Here is a 14,022-nt window from a genome sequence, read left to right on the forward strand (position 1 = left end):
CTATTAGTTATCATATTTCTTTTATAGATCCAGAGGTTAAATTAACTACAAGTTCATAAATTGCAATACTAAACAAAGTTAATGAGGTCTAAACCGAAGTATCTATACATAGCATTTGATGTTTTCCCTTCTACAAAAGGAGCCGCTACTCATATCAATCATTGCCTAAAAGCGCTACAAAACACTTTTGATGTTGGTTTATTAATCTGCTTAGGAACAGATGAAATGCCTCAATTTCAATTTGACGAAGAACGATCTTTGTATGTATATCGATGGAAGCGAAAGGAACTGAATTTTTTAAAACGAACACAGTTTTTTAGCGAAGACATTTTAAAACTCATGAAGAGCGACCTCTGTCAAGACATCCAATTAGTGCATTTTAGAGATATTTGGGGAGGGGTTCCTGCAGTACAAAGCTTTAAAAACGCCAGAAAAATTTTTGAAATTAATGCGTTCCCTAGCATAGAACTCCCGTACAGATATGCAAAGATTCATAATGGGATTATTCATAAAATCGAATCTTTAGAAAACCAATGTGTACATGATTCAGATATTATCATTACACCTTCTAAAGTAACCAAAGACTACATACAAAAAAGGTTTTCTATCTCAGAAAATAAAGTAAATTTAATTCCTAATGGGGTAACAATTTACGAGAGTGATGCCACTAATAGTACCAACCCTTATATATTGTATTTTGGGGCTATTCAAAAATGGCAGGGTTTAAAAACACTTTTAAAAGCAATGAGAGAGGTCAAAGATCTAGATATGAGGTTAGTGATGTGTATTGCTGTACCAGAAAAAAAAGCCTTGTATCTCAAGAAATTGGCAGAAGACATTGGTGTGGAAAATAAAATAGATTGGTATTTTGAACTAGACAAGAACTCTTTAGCTTCAAAAATTAAAAATGCGCTATGCACCATTGCTCCGCTATCGGCATGCAATCGAAATTTAAAGCAAGGGTGCAACCCATTAAAGATTGTTGAATCCATGGGATATGGAACCCCTGTAATCGCCTCAGATATTGCCGTAGTTCATGAATTTATTGATGATAATAACACCGGTTTTCTGGTCCCGCCAGATCGTCCTGAATTATTAGGGAGAAAAATACGTACTTTAGTACAAAACACCTCCACCCTCAAAAGTGTAGGAGATAATGCAAAGAACTATGCGATTCATAATTTTTTGTGGGAATTTCAGGAAAAAAAAATGAAAGAAATATATGTAAATGGAATCAGTTGTATTTAACCAATTATTAAAAAAAGATAAAAAAACGTTTAAAAGCACGAAGCAAATAACTGCTTCGAGGACCAGTGAATATTGGTTAATTTTTAGTAAAAATCATATTTTTCGTCCATCATCTTTTATAATAAAACTACAACCAAAGCACTTGGTCTTTTTGATTCCGGTACTTGTTTTTTTTATTTCTTTCTTGAGCACAGAATCGATAAATGACTTGAGCATTGCTCCAATTGCAGTCGCTGCTTTTTTTTCTTTCTTTCTCTATGCTGCACTGGCTATTTTCGATAAACATGATTTTGTTCACAAAGATGCTATCCACGAACTCATCAAATTCATTATTGCGATAAAAGGTGATATCTATAGAAATCTAATGAAGGTAACTCTGAATTTAAATAGAATAGAAAATGCTAAATTTTCTATACCTCCAGCAGAGTTGAATTTATCCAAAAGAAAGGGAGTTACTTATAAGCCATATGGAATGGAACGTTACAAAGCCAACCTTAGACTTAAAGATGGATCTATTTGTAGTGTTTCATTATATCAGATTTCGCTAAAAGTTAGCACTACCAAAAGAAGGAGTAGTGGAAAAATCAAAACAAAATCAAAGTACAAACATAAGATGTTTTACTCGTTAAGTTTGAAACTCGATAAAAACAAGTATCAGGTGATTTCGCAAAATAACACATCTACGGATGACACTTATACAATTATGGTTAAGGAAGAGCAAAATCATTTTGTGATTAAAGTACGAGACAAGGTTAAACTATTACATCTAACGGATAAGGTAAGTACCGAAAGTAAATCAAACGAATCTGTTTTTACCCAGATCATGACACATTTATATCAAAAAAATATAGTTCAACCTATAGCTAGCCCTCCACCCTTAAATTAATACGATCTTCTATGAATTGTCAACAAAAATCAGGTGTGTTCCTAAACATTTCTTGCCATCAAAAAGCGGAAAATGAGTGCTCAAGATGTCAAAAACAGGTATGTAATTCTCATTATCGCATATTAGAAAAAAAAGGGTATTGTGAAGATTGCTTTTGGGAGGTGTATCTGTTTTCAAACCCTAAAAGCTCTGATAATGATCTTCATGATGATGATGTCATAATTACCACAAGTACCCCAATCAACTCTGAAAGTAATGAGGATGGTTTTGAGGGAGGTTTTGGAGGAGGAGGATTTGGAGGAGCTGGTGCCGGCGGAGAATGGAGTTCTTCTGATATGGATAGTTTTGCTAGGCCAGACAGCAACCAAGATGATTATCTGGGTAATGACGAAACATTCTTCTATAGCTAATGGAAGTTATTTGGTTCACAGAAAATTATCCTCCAAACAAAGGAGGTATGGCAAGAAGTTGTGATCGTATTGTGAGAAATTTACGAAAACATTACCGCGTTCATGTATTTCATTTTACAAATAAAGCTAAAGCCTTCGAGAGAGAAGAACAAGTAGGAGGTAGTTATACAGCATTACCCGTTTATGAGGATTTTTCATTTACCTTAAACGTGGCATGGAGTTTTGTAGAAAAAGATGAATTGGTTAAGAATTCATACTGCTTAGTAAGCTATGGAAGTAACCTATGTTTAAAAGGAATACCTTTATTTTCTCAATGGTTAGAAAAACCTTTACTCTCTTGTTTTAGAGGAAATGATTTTGACCATGCTGTTTTCTCACAAAAAAGGCAAGATGTATTGTATGCAGTGCAACATTCTAATGCGATAGCATGCGTTACCCAAGAAAAAGCGAGCAGAGTAAAAAAATTAGGACTAAATGATCATGTATTTTTTACTCATAACTCGATCGACCTTTCAGAATGGGCTACCTCTGATCTTGACAAACAGCTAGCTACCAAGATCAAGCAGGATATTGATCAAAAAGACAAGCATATCATAGGATTGATTGGTTATCTGAAACCGAAAAAAGGCATTTCTTTTCTAGTTGAAACGATAAGACACACCTATCTAAAAGAAAAATTACACTTTAGAATCATAGGTGATATAGATCCAGAATTAGAGTGGTTGATCAAAACTAATGAAATATCCTACTCGGTAACGACACCTGATTCAAGAACATCTCTAATTGCCAATTATCTCGTTTGTGATGCGGTTATCATTCCATCTCTTTATGATGGTATGCCAAATGTACTATTTGAAGCCGGTGCGTTAAAAGTTCCTATTTTGGCTTCAAGAGCCGGAGGACTGCAAGATGTATTGACTGCAGAAAATGCCTATCTTTTTGATGTGCTATCAACAGATCAACTTCTAAATCAGTTAGAAAACTTTGTAAAAGCTTCAGCTAGTGACTTAGAACAAAAAACAGAAACACTATTTCGTTTAATAGAAAAACAATATACCCCCCAAAAAGAAATCGAAAATTATCTAAGCATTTTTTCTAAATTCATATAATCTATAAAAAACTAACCATGAGAATATTTTCAATTTTAATCCTATCCTTGATGCTTTTAGGATGTAACAATACTGTACAAACGTCTCAGGCAAGTCCGGATAATGAAACTTCTATATCAGTTGCTTATCACTCCAAAATGACAAAATCTGATAAGAGAAAGTATTATAATGAGAATGATGACGTCATTTATGAAGTAAAATACAAACCCGAAGGGTTTAAACTAAGAACTCCCTCTTCTGATCTATTATGGAAGATAAAACTGTATGACACAAAAATTAAGATCAGCGATAATGAAGAAAACTTGAACCCCTACGAAATAAAACTAATTAATCAATACGAAGCCAAACTTGTAAAAGAGGAAACGGAAATCGCCAGAATTCAATTTGACGCAGCACAAAAGTTACTCCACATAAAAGGTGAAACAGAAAAAAAACTTAACAAGGAGTCCTATCAACCTTCTATTTTGGTCGATATGATTTCTCAAATTCCTGAAATCCAAAGAAACATTATTAAAGAAGAGTTGAATAGAAAAGGGTATTAATGTATTTATTTTATGTACAAGGTGGAGGACTGGGTCATCTTACCCGAACAGAAAAATTGATACAAACCTTACAATTCGCTTATCATGAGATTCTGATTATCACCCCATCCCAATTTTGTCATCATTTCAAAAACTACAAATTTGTTAAACTGAACTGGACAGATTCAAAAAATCAGTGGACAACTGTCATTGATGAAATACTAAATAAACATCCCATAAAACGGTTTTATATTGATGCTTTTCCGTTTGGGTTAAAAGGTGAATTGCTTTCTATTTATGAAAACCATAGTTATATAAAATTTTACTATGTGTCCAGAATACTAAAATGGGAAGATTATTTAGCTCAGGTACCAACACCCAAATACTTTTGCTTTGAAGAAACTTTGCTATTAGAACCCCTTTACACAACACACCAAAACTGGATTAAAAGACATTCAAAAAACGTAAAGAAGCTATCGCTACTCCAAGAAACAAAAGGGACTAAAACCCCTTTTCCCTACTCTACTCCTTATGGCCTCTTGGTGCATTCAGGAGGAAAAAAAGATGTACTTCGGCTGTGTGAATTTGTTTCAAATGATCTTAGAGAGCGAAATTGGACTACACTCAAAATACTAGTATTGACCCAAGTAGATGTTGATTTCTCACACCCTCAATTTTACTTTTCAAAAAATGTATTTCCGGCTTTGCCCTATTACGAAGAGGCTACTATTATTTATACAGCTGCAGGTTTTAACGCTATTCAAGAATTACAAAAGTACCAAGACAAACATATTGCTATTCCTCTGGACAGGTTATACGATGATCAGTTTTATAGATTAAAACACCTTAAGTATCGTCATTAGATGATTTCTCTTAATGAGCAATTTGATCTAATATTTTATTGTACTTTAGAAACAACACCTTTCCAACTCCATCAGAAAAAGCATAACACACTATTTAGGATATCATAAATTATAGCGTAGTCTAAAAGAAATAAATCTAGGTTGGATAAAAGTTCTTGATGAGGATACGAAAAGATTTGTAGCACTATTATTAACTCTGGAGTCAATATCTAAAATATTGGTTGCCTTAATCTCGTATTCCCAATTAGCATCTTTATTTTTTTTATAGGACAAAGAGGCGTTCCAAGTTTGAAATGAATCACTTCCTCCGCTATCCGTTCGCTGTTCTGTGTATGTATAATCTGTAATAAACGTTAATGATTTCCAGATATAGGCATCAAAGTCGATGGATGGGGCATTCGTATAAAAAGTAGTTTCATTTTCCCCTTGTATATTTTTGGCAATACCATAGGTATAACGAATTCTTATATTAGGCGCTACTTTAAAATTGGTTCTTATGCCTGGAGTATAATTTTGAATAAAACTCTCATTCAAGGATCTTCTATTCTGAATAAATTGATTAATCTTGGAATAATTAAAATTAGCTCTTAAAGTTCCTCTTATTTTCCCAAAAGTACGTTGTACCCGACCGAAGACCGTTAAACTTTCATCCGCCAAATCAGAATTAAAAAAAGTATTTGTTCTAATTACGTTTTCAAAAGTGGTCAATCCCCTAATCTGATCAATATTTTTGGCGTAGGCTGCACTACCAATGACGTTGGTGTAATTAAACAAATTAAAACTAGAATAGAACAAACTTACGTTATGAGAAAGCGCATTCTGTAATTCTGGTTCTCCAAACTGAATGTTATTGAAATTATTTAGCACTAAACCTTGCGCCAATCTGGTTACATCGGTAAATTGATTTCGCATATTATATCGCAAGGTTAAACTCTCATTTTTCTTGAATTGAATTCGAGTTTCAAAATCAGGTAGTACTCTAAAAAAATTGTCTTCAAAATTATTCCCCAATTGTGTATTCTCATTAAGGTATGAATGAACGGACACCCCTGGTGTGATTATAAATTTACCTGTCTTAAAACGATATCTAAACCCTATATAAATGTCACTAAATGTATAACTAACATCATTTTGTGCCAGGCCTTCATTAAATGTAGGAGTAGGATCAAATTCTACATTGTTCTCCAAAAACTGAAATATTCTAGAATCAAAGTTTTGTTGACTGAAGATCGCTCCTAAAGTAATGTTAAGGTTGCTTTTTGGATTCACAATATGATAATAATCCAATTTGGCATCTACTTGGTTCGATAGAATTCGTTGATTTTGGAAGATGTTGTAATTTGTTAAATCATCATTTAAACCTAAAGCCGCAGCTGTACTATCGTAAGGATCTCTATCCTCAGGATTAGTCTCATTATTATTATCTGGATTGTTTGCTAAAAGTGCATTATAAAAAGGGTCTTCATCTTTGAACAAATGTTGTGTTTCAAGCGCAAAAACATTATTCTCATCAAGAGTATGGTAATAATTCAGACTTTGATTTATACTGAAGGGTGTCGTCTTGTCAAATTGATCCGTAGCTCCAAGAACTGAGGAAAAAAAGACCTGATCTTGTTCATCTACCGTAATTCTTCCCAGGACGTCGTAATCTAGTTGAATGTTAGCATTTGGTTTGTAGGAAGCGCTCAATTTTATCAATCCCTGATCAGAGGACTCATCAGTTTCTTGTTCTGTAGATTCATTAGGAATACCCAAATTAGCATCCGTATATTGCACAAAATTTAATTGCCTTGAAGTAAGTCGATTCGTATTATAAATAGCAAAGCCTGTTACATCGAATGACTTACTTGCTGCATAACTAAAATTAACGGTAGCAAGTGAATTGGTGATAGAGGTAGCATTATTTTGGTTCGTCAAAAAACTCAAATCATTCTCACCCAAATTGATCTCTGTACCACTATTTCTGCTTGGTGATCGAAACCCTCCTCCAAAATTTCTGATATCACGTCTGGATAATGCTATCTCGCCAATATTGTTGAAATCGCCAATAAAATTAAAGGTGTACTTTGGGTTGTAATAAAATAGTTTGGGTTGCAGTAGGTACAGACCTTCCTCCTCACTTGCCCCACCTCCAACGGTAACATTACCAAACCAAAAGTTTTCTTTACCTTCTTTTAATTTGATATTGAGCGCCACATTATCTTGATTATTGGTAACACTTCGTAGTTGACTCACTTCAGAATAATTTCGTAGAACCTGTACTTTATCTACAGCGCTCGAAGGAATATTTTTGGTTGCAATCTTGGTATCCCCATCAAAAAAGTCTTTTCCGTTTACCATTAACTTATTGACAACCTTACCTTCTACTTCTATCTTGCCATCTTCATTAATCTCTACCCCTGGTAAGTTTTCTAGTACGTCCTCAAGTTTTCTTTCTGTATCAGTATTGAAAGAGTCTGCATTATAAATTAGCGTATCTCCTTTTATGGTTACCGGCATTTGAAAAGTAAGTTCTACAGCTTCTAAAGCATTTTCTACGGTGAGGATGATGTCTTTCTTATCGATATCTTTATCTGTTACAGATATGATTTCTTCATAGTTTTTCATTCCAACATAGCTCACACTTAACTTAAAAGTACTGTTAGCTTTTACGTTAAGTTGATAACTACCCTCTTCATCTGTAGTAATGTAAGATTCTAAAATACCCGTTGCTTGATTTATAGCGACTACACTGGCCAATTCTAGTGGATTGCCAATCGTATCTTTTACCTTACCTTTAAGAGTTACTTGAGAAAAAACTCCATTAGAGAAAATTAAGAACAATGCCCCAATCCAAAAACACCTCATCCCTTATTCGTTATTTACGATATGTTATCTACTCCCGGCGCTTCTACGACCACGATTATTGCGCATTTCTTGCATTTTTTCTGTGATAATAGTTTTGTATTCTTTTTTGGATGCGATTTTCCCTCGTTCCGGAGCCTCTATTTTGATTTTATCTTCAGGGTTCATTACTACCTTAAAACATAATATGGTAGTATCATTAACTGTAGCTTCAAGAATGAGTCCAGGTAAACCCCAAAATTCCGAAGGCCCCAGACTTACGGGGATTTGTAATGTATACCATGCCGTCACCTCCGTCATAGGGATATCATCAGTTTCTTGGTCTGAATTTGCAGATCTCAACTCACTCCATGAAAAAGAGTACCAGGATAAATCGGAAGAAGGTATTTTTGCCATGGCTTTAAAACATGTGTATCCTCCTATTTTCTTAGTTTCTCCTAGCATATTCCACTCTATAGGTAGTAGTTTATCTTTTATCAAAAAGTTCTTGCCGTAGAACTCCTGTTTTTGCACCTGTACATCATTTTTGATGTTTTTATATTGCTTTCCAGGAGTAAAATTTTTGCCCCAAGAATCTGTTGCTCCAGACAACGCATCAACATCTAATTTCTCATCTTCCTGATACAGCGACTCTTCTTTATTAAAGGTTAGTATATAAGTTTTCTCTAACCTATTTTTTAAACGGGCTGCCACCTGCTTCTTTTGTGCCTCACTTAGTCGTGCACCCCAATTTCCCAATTTCATTTTGGACTTAGAATAGTAATAGGCCTTTCCCTGAAAATCTTGAGAAAACACAGAGGAAAAAGGCAACAAAAAAAGCAAACAGCAGAAATAGTTGATGGTCAGAAGTTTCATAATTGATTTATTTTGTTTAACAAAAATTAAAAAACATTAAACATAATCAAAATCTTTATCAAAACATTAACGGTGCTCCATTAACTTTTACGCAACACTTTATGATATAAATCTGCCAATTGGATCTCAATAAAATTGATGATACGCTTCTCTGATTGGTTATTTTGATACATCGAAAACACTTTTGAAGCATTTTGTTTTTTCAGTATTTTTATGTCTCCTTCCGGATTTTCGATATCTTCTGGTTGTAAATTCCATTTCAGTAAAGCATTCAATAATTGGGTATGGGATGTATAACGTTTTTCCAATATTTTTTGGCGTTTCAAATCCTCGGGATCCTTTTGTTCTGCACTATTGATTTTTGCACTCAACACCATGTATTCATCTCTAATTTGTCGATCAATTTGTCTAGCTTCGGTAATCAGTTTTATATAAGACTCATAGAGTTTTTCATTATAGAAATCAATAAAGTCAAAATAGCTATCCATTTCTTTTAGATATGACAAAGCGATTTCTTTGTATACTTTTTTGTCCTTTTCCTGTGTTTCAAGCAGTTGTTGCTCCAAATCAGTCAGGTTTCCGTCTCGGTTGGTAACCAAATGCTCAAATCCTTCTTCTTCAGGAATCACAACAAGCCTTGGTGTAATTTCTTTGGGCAATCCTTCAAAATAATATTTTCGATACCGTACCTTGATCGAATCGCTCTGTATTCTTTCTCTCTTGTTAAAATTAAACTTCGGCTTTTTCAAACCAAATGCATAATTATACCCAAAAGTGGCGGTAAACTCTGCAAGATTGTCTCTTTCATCTACCGTTTTAAACAACTGAATGGCATTCAGATTAAAGTTATGATGTTCCAGCAATACATACCCCAAATTCAATCTCATATTTGCTACTTTGGAGTTTCCTGATAGCCCGTTTGATTGGTTGTAAGATGCTCCAAATCTAGTGTTTAGGGTTTTGTTCAAAAAGCGTTTTCCTACACTTACCGTAGGGCCCCAGGTGGTGGACTCTTCTCTTCCAACTGTATTATACGTAGCATTAATAGCTGTAGAAATAGAAAAATTACTTTCTGTAAAATTAATGGTATGCGCACAGCTAGCATTATGAAAACTTGAAACATCTCCTATTCGTACATTTCCGTCTTGTTCGTTGGCAACATCGTTGAGCGCATAGTTTATCGATAGATTCTGAATCAATGTTTTTTTACTAGATAGCAAATAGTTCATAGACACCATTGCATTTCTCGACAATTGACGGTAGTTTAACTCTTCTAGTTGTTCGTCTAATAGATCGGCATCGTTTACATCATCAAATTGATTGGGTCTGGTATTGGTAAAGGTCGTAAAGTTTGAAAATGATCCAACAAGGGTAAGTTTGTCTGAAAGTGTAGCTTGCACATTGATAGATCCTACAGTACGGTTGGTGCTATTAGTTTTTGCATTATTGAGATTATCTCTTTGATATCCTATGTTTAAAGCTAATGATACTCTGTTTCTGAAAAAAGTATTCGCAAGATCAAGCGTTATATTTTCAAAATCGTTATTAAAAAAATAGGCTCCCAATGTTTCATAACCTGGATCAATCCGCTCGTAACCCAATCCCAGATTTATGGATTTTAACGTATATCCAAATCGGGCTTTGATAGCATTATGATACTCGGTAGAAGTACGAGTATTAAAAAATAGTCCAGCCAGAGATGTTTTTGTTGGACTTGATGCATTTGCTCTTGTATCCTGGGTAATAGCTGTAGAGGCATACTCGGCCTGGATTCTATAATTTTTCCCAATTTTTGCTTCTCCCTGAACGCTTAACACCAGATTCTCTTTGGGTAGTATGTTTCTAGCTTCTGGGATCGAATCTATAGAGTTTTGATCATCTCTGGCATAAAAACCAGTAAACCCCAAGCTGTATTTGTTTTTCTTGAGCAATGTTTTTAGCCCGTATCCCATCCGGCTAAATGAAGGTGTGGTTCTTGAATTGCCATCATCATTAATGGCTTTTAGAAGTTCACCTCCCATTGCATTTACCGTTAACGATTTGGAAAGGGCAAGATCTAGTCCTCCTCCAGTAAATTGATGTCCATTCATGGTATAGGGAGAAAAACTCATATTGACGGTACCAATATGTGCCGTAATCCCTTTATAAGATGGATGTAAGCTTAACGTATTGTAATTAAACGGAAGCTCATAATCTAGATTCTGTCCTTGATTAGAAAAACTATATTCTATTGGCATTGAAAAACTAAAAACGCTTACATTAAGTATTCCTTGCAAAAAATAGGTAAATGGTTCTCGATTTACATTTTGGTTAGCATTATAATACACACTGTTTGCCGAAATCTGACCATTGACCTTAAAGGGTTTGCTTTTGATCACCCTGGTAACGGATTGATTGTCTATACTCTGAGAGAATGAAAATAATGGCACCAACAAAAACAGGAGTATCTTTTTCAAATCTTCACTAATTTTTGTTGTTGTAATCGCATTCTTTATAAGAACAATAATGGGGTAACATGATCTTCTTGATAGTGATTACTGGATCGTTGTATTTACAACACCTTCAATCAGTTGATACTCGGTATTTATTTTTACATTACTAAAGTCTACCTTAATCTTTGCATCTCTCATGTACGGTACGGTGATATATCCTTTACCACTAAAAATGCCGTTACCTCCACTAACTTCTTGTAGCGTTACATCAAAGTCTCCAGCTGTAAAGCTTTTATTCACATCTAGGGAGGATAATAGCTCCTGGTTAGTAATATCGATATCTGGTTGTATTCCACAATTGTAATTCGAAACTGTGTTCTCCAAGGCGGCAATAGTGGTTGTAAATTCTGAGACCGCCGAAAATACAAAGGGGCCATCTACAATACATTGCCCTCCTACCCTATACTCATAAGTTGTGCCCGGTTCCAGGTCATAAATGGTAATAGCACCGTTTCTTGTATTTCCTTTAAACCAATCGTTTGGTGATCCCTTTTTTCGATACTGTAATTGATACTGCTCATGACCAGCAATTTGCCAGGTAATATTTTCTTTGGTGACCCCCTGGGACTCTGCTAATATATATTTCGGCTCATCGCAGGTATCGGTATACGTAAAATAATAGATTTCGCTATATCCATCATTTTTAAATATTGAAGCCTCACTAATCCCATCGTTCACTACAGCCCTTACACGCCAACCATACTTCTTATTGGGGAGTAATTGTGTTTCGCCAGGACCGTATAATAATGCCGTAGCTCTTGTAGTCGTTTCGAATAATGGAGGACTTTTTAAGAAATCGGTTTGTGGATCTGTATTGCGATCCCATAATTCTTTAAGCTCAAATTGGTACTCTACATTGGTCGCATTAAGATGCCTTGGAGTCCATGTAAAAAATAGGTTTTGTGGGTTCCTAGACACAATTTGTTCTCCTCTTGAAGGTAGGTTTAATAATGGTGGATCATTAAGCACTAAAAATACCGTGGTACAATCTTTTCTGGATAACTTTCTACCCGATGTGATATCAAACACTTCAAAACAAAAACGGTAGAGCCCTTCTGGCAATGAAGCATTATATTGTTGCGGAGTAATTCCTATCAAATTATTTAACTCAAAATAAGGTCGTAGATCCGTATTTCCCAATCTTGTAGGGATACCTCCCTCCAGAGTTATTGGGTTAGCTCCGGCAACCAGATCCTTATTCTGGATAACTAGCCCAGCACTGTTTTCAATATGCATCTTTAACCGAACCTGAATCGTTGGCTCTACCACATCAATAAGTAATACATTCAAAAATATCCTGTCCAAAGCTGAAGTGCTGTAATCTGATAATCTCAAACTATAAGGAGGGATTAACTGTACGGTAGATTGCACAGGTAGTATCTGTGCCTGTACGAATGATATAGAAAATAAAAATACGATCAAATGCGGTGTAATTTTTTCTTTCATGATTATCTTTTTTCTTTCTGTACTTTGATATCAACTACGATATAGGAGTCATCCCCTGCTTCAACAAAATTTTTAATTTTTATGGTTCCTTTTTTACCTTCCTCAGTCTTAAAAAGTACAATTCTAGGTAGTACTTTATTATCAAAAAACAAATCATCATCAGCATCAATCGAAAGGGTCCTCAATAAGGTATCATCTACCATATCATCAAACTGCTGTGCGGTTACTGCTATAGGGCAGGCACATAACTCTTGCGTATTGATAAAGACGGTGCTCTTTGGGTTTTGAAACGCATTAAACGGGGTATTGGATAGCTGATCCGGGCTTATAAATTGATTGCGTACAAAAGTGCTATTCAATCCATAAAAGACAAGGTCGATATTTGCTTCTACCTCAGTACTAAGTTGTTCTTGTGTGTACACCTCTCTGGTAGCGGTACTAAAAAAACTACCCGTACTATTATTTTGATGAGCGGTATTGATCCCCAGTTTAACATCTTTAAATTCTCTAAGGTTGGTATTTCTAAAGAAAGTGATGCTTTGTGTGCTTGTTTTGACGTCCTTCCCATTACCTGTGGTTAATGTAATTTCTTGCTCTCCCAGTCTATTAAAAATGACTTCTATATCTTTTTCGTTTGAAGAAATAATATTAGCACCTTGTAGCGTCCAGGTGTATTCTGTAGCACTGATGGATTTGTTGGTAAATGTAACCTTGGCCGGGATTTGAAAATCATCATCATCAAAATTGATTTCAAAATCAAAGTCTGAAGTTAAGCGTGGAGCTACCTCAACCGTGGTACTCATGGTATAGGTTTCTCTTCCGTTACTTATTTCTAAATGAATTTGATGTTCTCCCGGTTCGTCAAAAACAATTTCTCCAGGATTTTCATCGTTAGAAGTAGCAGGTACTCCTCCTTCAAATATCCATTTGTAAGTGCTCGCCCCAGTGGATAGGTTTTCAATCTTATAGGTCGCAGGAGGAAAAGTACTGACCAGATTAGTGGCTTTGAAATCAATAACTACCGGATCATCGATTTTAATTTCTAAAGTTTTTGAATCCTCAGAACCATCAATATTGGTAGCGGTAAGCGTTATGGCATGTGTTCCCTGAGTATTAAATTTGATTATTCCTGGATTTCTATCTACAGATCGGTTAAGATTTGCTCCTTCAAAGCGCCATTCGTATTGATCTGCTCCTTCTGTTCTGTTGAAAAACACAATACTCACCGGAATCGAAAAATCATTATCGATGACCTCGTATTCGAAGTCGACAACCACTGGTATGGCCTCTTCTTTAAGGCAAGACCAAAATAGCAACGCTAGTGGTATGTATGCAATTTTCTTCATAT

At 35.1% G+C, this 14,022-nt stretch carries 11 protein-coding genes; 6 read left to right on the top strand and 5 right to left on the bottom strand.

Features of this window, described 5'->3' with window-relative positions:
- The first annotated feature begins 81 nt into the window (after window positions 1-81).
- The 6 genes from ACXAGJ_RS11135 to ACXAGJ_RS11160 are packed head-to-tail and all read left to right on the top strand — an operon-like array spanning window position 82 to window position 5,037.
- Window positions 82-1,248 (top strand): glycosyltransferase family 4 protein, encoded by a 1,167-nt coding sequence (locus ACXAGJ_RS11135; protein ID WP_474839827.1) that lies wholly within the window; start codon window positions 82-84, stop codon window positions 1,246-1,248.
- On the top strand, window positions 1,229-2,134 hold the full coding sequence (locus ACXAGJ_RS11140; RefSeq protein ID WP_474839829.1) for a hypothetical protein: 906 nt from the start codon (window positions 1,229-1,231) through the stop codon (window positions 2,132-2,134). The genes ACXAGJ_RS11135 and ACXAGJ_RS11140 overlap by 20 nt, the downstream gene beginning before the upstream one ends.
- A gap of 11 nt (window positions 2,135-2,145) precedes the next feature.
- Entirely contained in the window at window positions 2,146-2,544 is a 399-nt protein-coding gene (locus ACXAGJ_RS11145; RefSeq protein ID WP_474839831.1) for a hypothetical protein, read from the top strand.
- On the top strand, window positions 2,544-3,653 hold the full coding sequence (locus ACXAGJ_RS11150; RefSeq protein WP_474839833.1) for a glycosyltransferase family 4 protein: 1,110 nt from the start codon (window positions 2,544-2,546) through the stop codon (window positions 3,651-3,653). The genes ACXAGJ_RS11145 and ACXAGJ_RS11150 overlap by 1 nt, the downstream gene beginning before the upstream one ends.
- Window positions 3,654-3,670: 17 nt before the next feature.
- Window positions 3,671-4,195 (top strand): hypothetical protein, encoded by a 525-nt coding sequence (locus tag ACXAGJ_RS11155; protein WP_073316470.1) that lies wholly within the window; start codon window positions 3,671-3,673, stop codon window positions 4,193-4,195.
- Entirely contained in the window at window positions 4,195-5,037 is an 843-nt protein-coding gene (locus ACXAGJ_RS11160; protein WP_474839836.1) for a hypothetical protein, read from the top strand. Before ACXAGJ_RS11155 ends, ACXAGJ_RS11160 begins: the two co-directional genes overlap by 1 nt.
- A 102-nt stretch (window positions 5,038-5,139) precedes the next feature.
- On the opposite strand, the gene ACXAGJ_RS11165 is transcribed toward ACXAGJ_RS11160, so the two are convergent.
- The 5 genes from ACXAGJ_RS11165 to ACXAGJ_RS11185 form a co-directional block, all read right to left on the bottom strand.
- A complete protein-coding gene (locus ACXAGJ_RS11165) occupies window positions 5,140-7,884 on the bottom strand; it encodes a TonB-dependent receptor (protein ID WP_474839838.1) in 2,745 nt (914 codons plus the stop codon).
- A gap of 24 nt (window positions 7,885-7,908) precedes the next feature.
- Window positions 7,909-8,736 carry a GLPGLI family protein gene (locus tag ACXAGJ_RS11170; RefSeq protein ID WP_474839840.1) on the bottom strand — a complete coding sequence of 276 codons (828 nt, stop codon included), beginning with the start codon at window positions 8,734-8,736 and terminating at the stop codon, window positions 7,909-7,911.
- A gap of 80 nt (window positions 8,737-8,816) precedes the next feature.
- Window positions 8,817-11,192, bottom strand: a complete 2,376-nt coding sequence (locus tag ACXAGJ_RS11175) for a hypothetical protein (protein WP_474839842.1) — start codon at window positions 11,190-11,192, stop codon at window positions 8,817-8,819.
- Between the two features lie 78 nt (window positions 11,193-11,270).
- A complete protein-coding gene (locus ACXAGJ_RS11180; RefSeq protein ID WP_474839844.1) occupies window positions 11,271-12,674 on the bottom strand; it encodes a hypothetical protein in 1,404 nt (467 codons plus the stop codon).
- Window positions 12,675-12,676: 2 nt separating this feature from the next.
- Entirely contained in the window at window positions 12,677-14,020 is a 1,344-nt protein-coding gene (locus tag ACXAGJ_RS11185; protein ID WP_474839846.1) for a PKD domain-containing protein, read from the bottom strand.
- Window positions 14,021-14,022: the final 2 nt, after the last annotated feature.

It is taken from the genome of Aquimarina sp. AWH4_224 (assembly GCF_056160245.1).

What these genes read in the sequence shown, in the direction of transcription:
- ACXAGJ_RS11180 (WP_474839844.1), bottom strand. Translation starts at nt 12,674, where the DNA reads ATGAAAGAAAAAATTACACCGCATTTGATCGTATTTTTATTTTCTATA.
- ACXAGJ_RS11135 (WP_474839827.1), top strand. Translation starts at nt 82, where the DNA reads ATGAGGTCTAAACCGAAGTATCTATACATAGCATTTGATGTTTTCCCT.
- ACXAGJ_RS11165 (WP_474839838.1), bottom strand. Translation starts at nt 7,884, where the DNA reads ATGAGGTGTTTTTGGATTGGGGCATTGTTCTTAATTTTCTCTAATGGA.
- ACXAGJ_RS11140 (WP_474839829.1), top strand. Translation starts at nt 1,229, where the DNA reads ATGGAATCAGTTGTATTTAACCAATTATTAAAAAAAGATAAAAAAACG.
- ACXAGJ_RS11170 (WP_474839840.1), bottom strand. Translation starts at nt 8,736, where the DNA reads ATGAAACTTCTGACCATCAACTATTTCTGCTGTTTGCTTTTTTTGTTG.
- ACXAGJ_RS11160 (WP_474839836.1), top strand. Translation starts at nt 4,195, where the DNA reads ATGTATTTATTTTATGTACAAGGTGGAGGACTGGGTCATCTTACCCGA.
- ACXAGJ_RS11185 (WP_474839846.1), bottom strand. Translation starts at nt 14,020, where the DNA reads ATGAAGAAAATTGCATACATACCACTAGCGTTGCTATTTTGGTCTTGC.
- ACXAGJ_RS11145 (WP_474839831.1), top strand. Translation starts at nt 2,146, where the DNA reads ATGAATTGTCAACAAAAATCAGGTGTGTTCCTAAACATTTCTTGCCAT.
- ACXAGJ_RS11150 (WP_474839833.1), top strand. Translation starts at nt 2,544, where the DNA reads ATGGAAGTTATTTGGTTCACAGAAAATTATCCTCCAAACAAAGGAGGT.
- ACXAGJ_RS11155 (WP_073316470.1), top strand. Translation starts at nt 3,671, where the DNA reads ATGAGAATATTTTCAATTTTAATCCTATCCTTGATGCTTTTAGGATGT.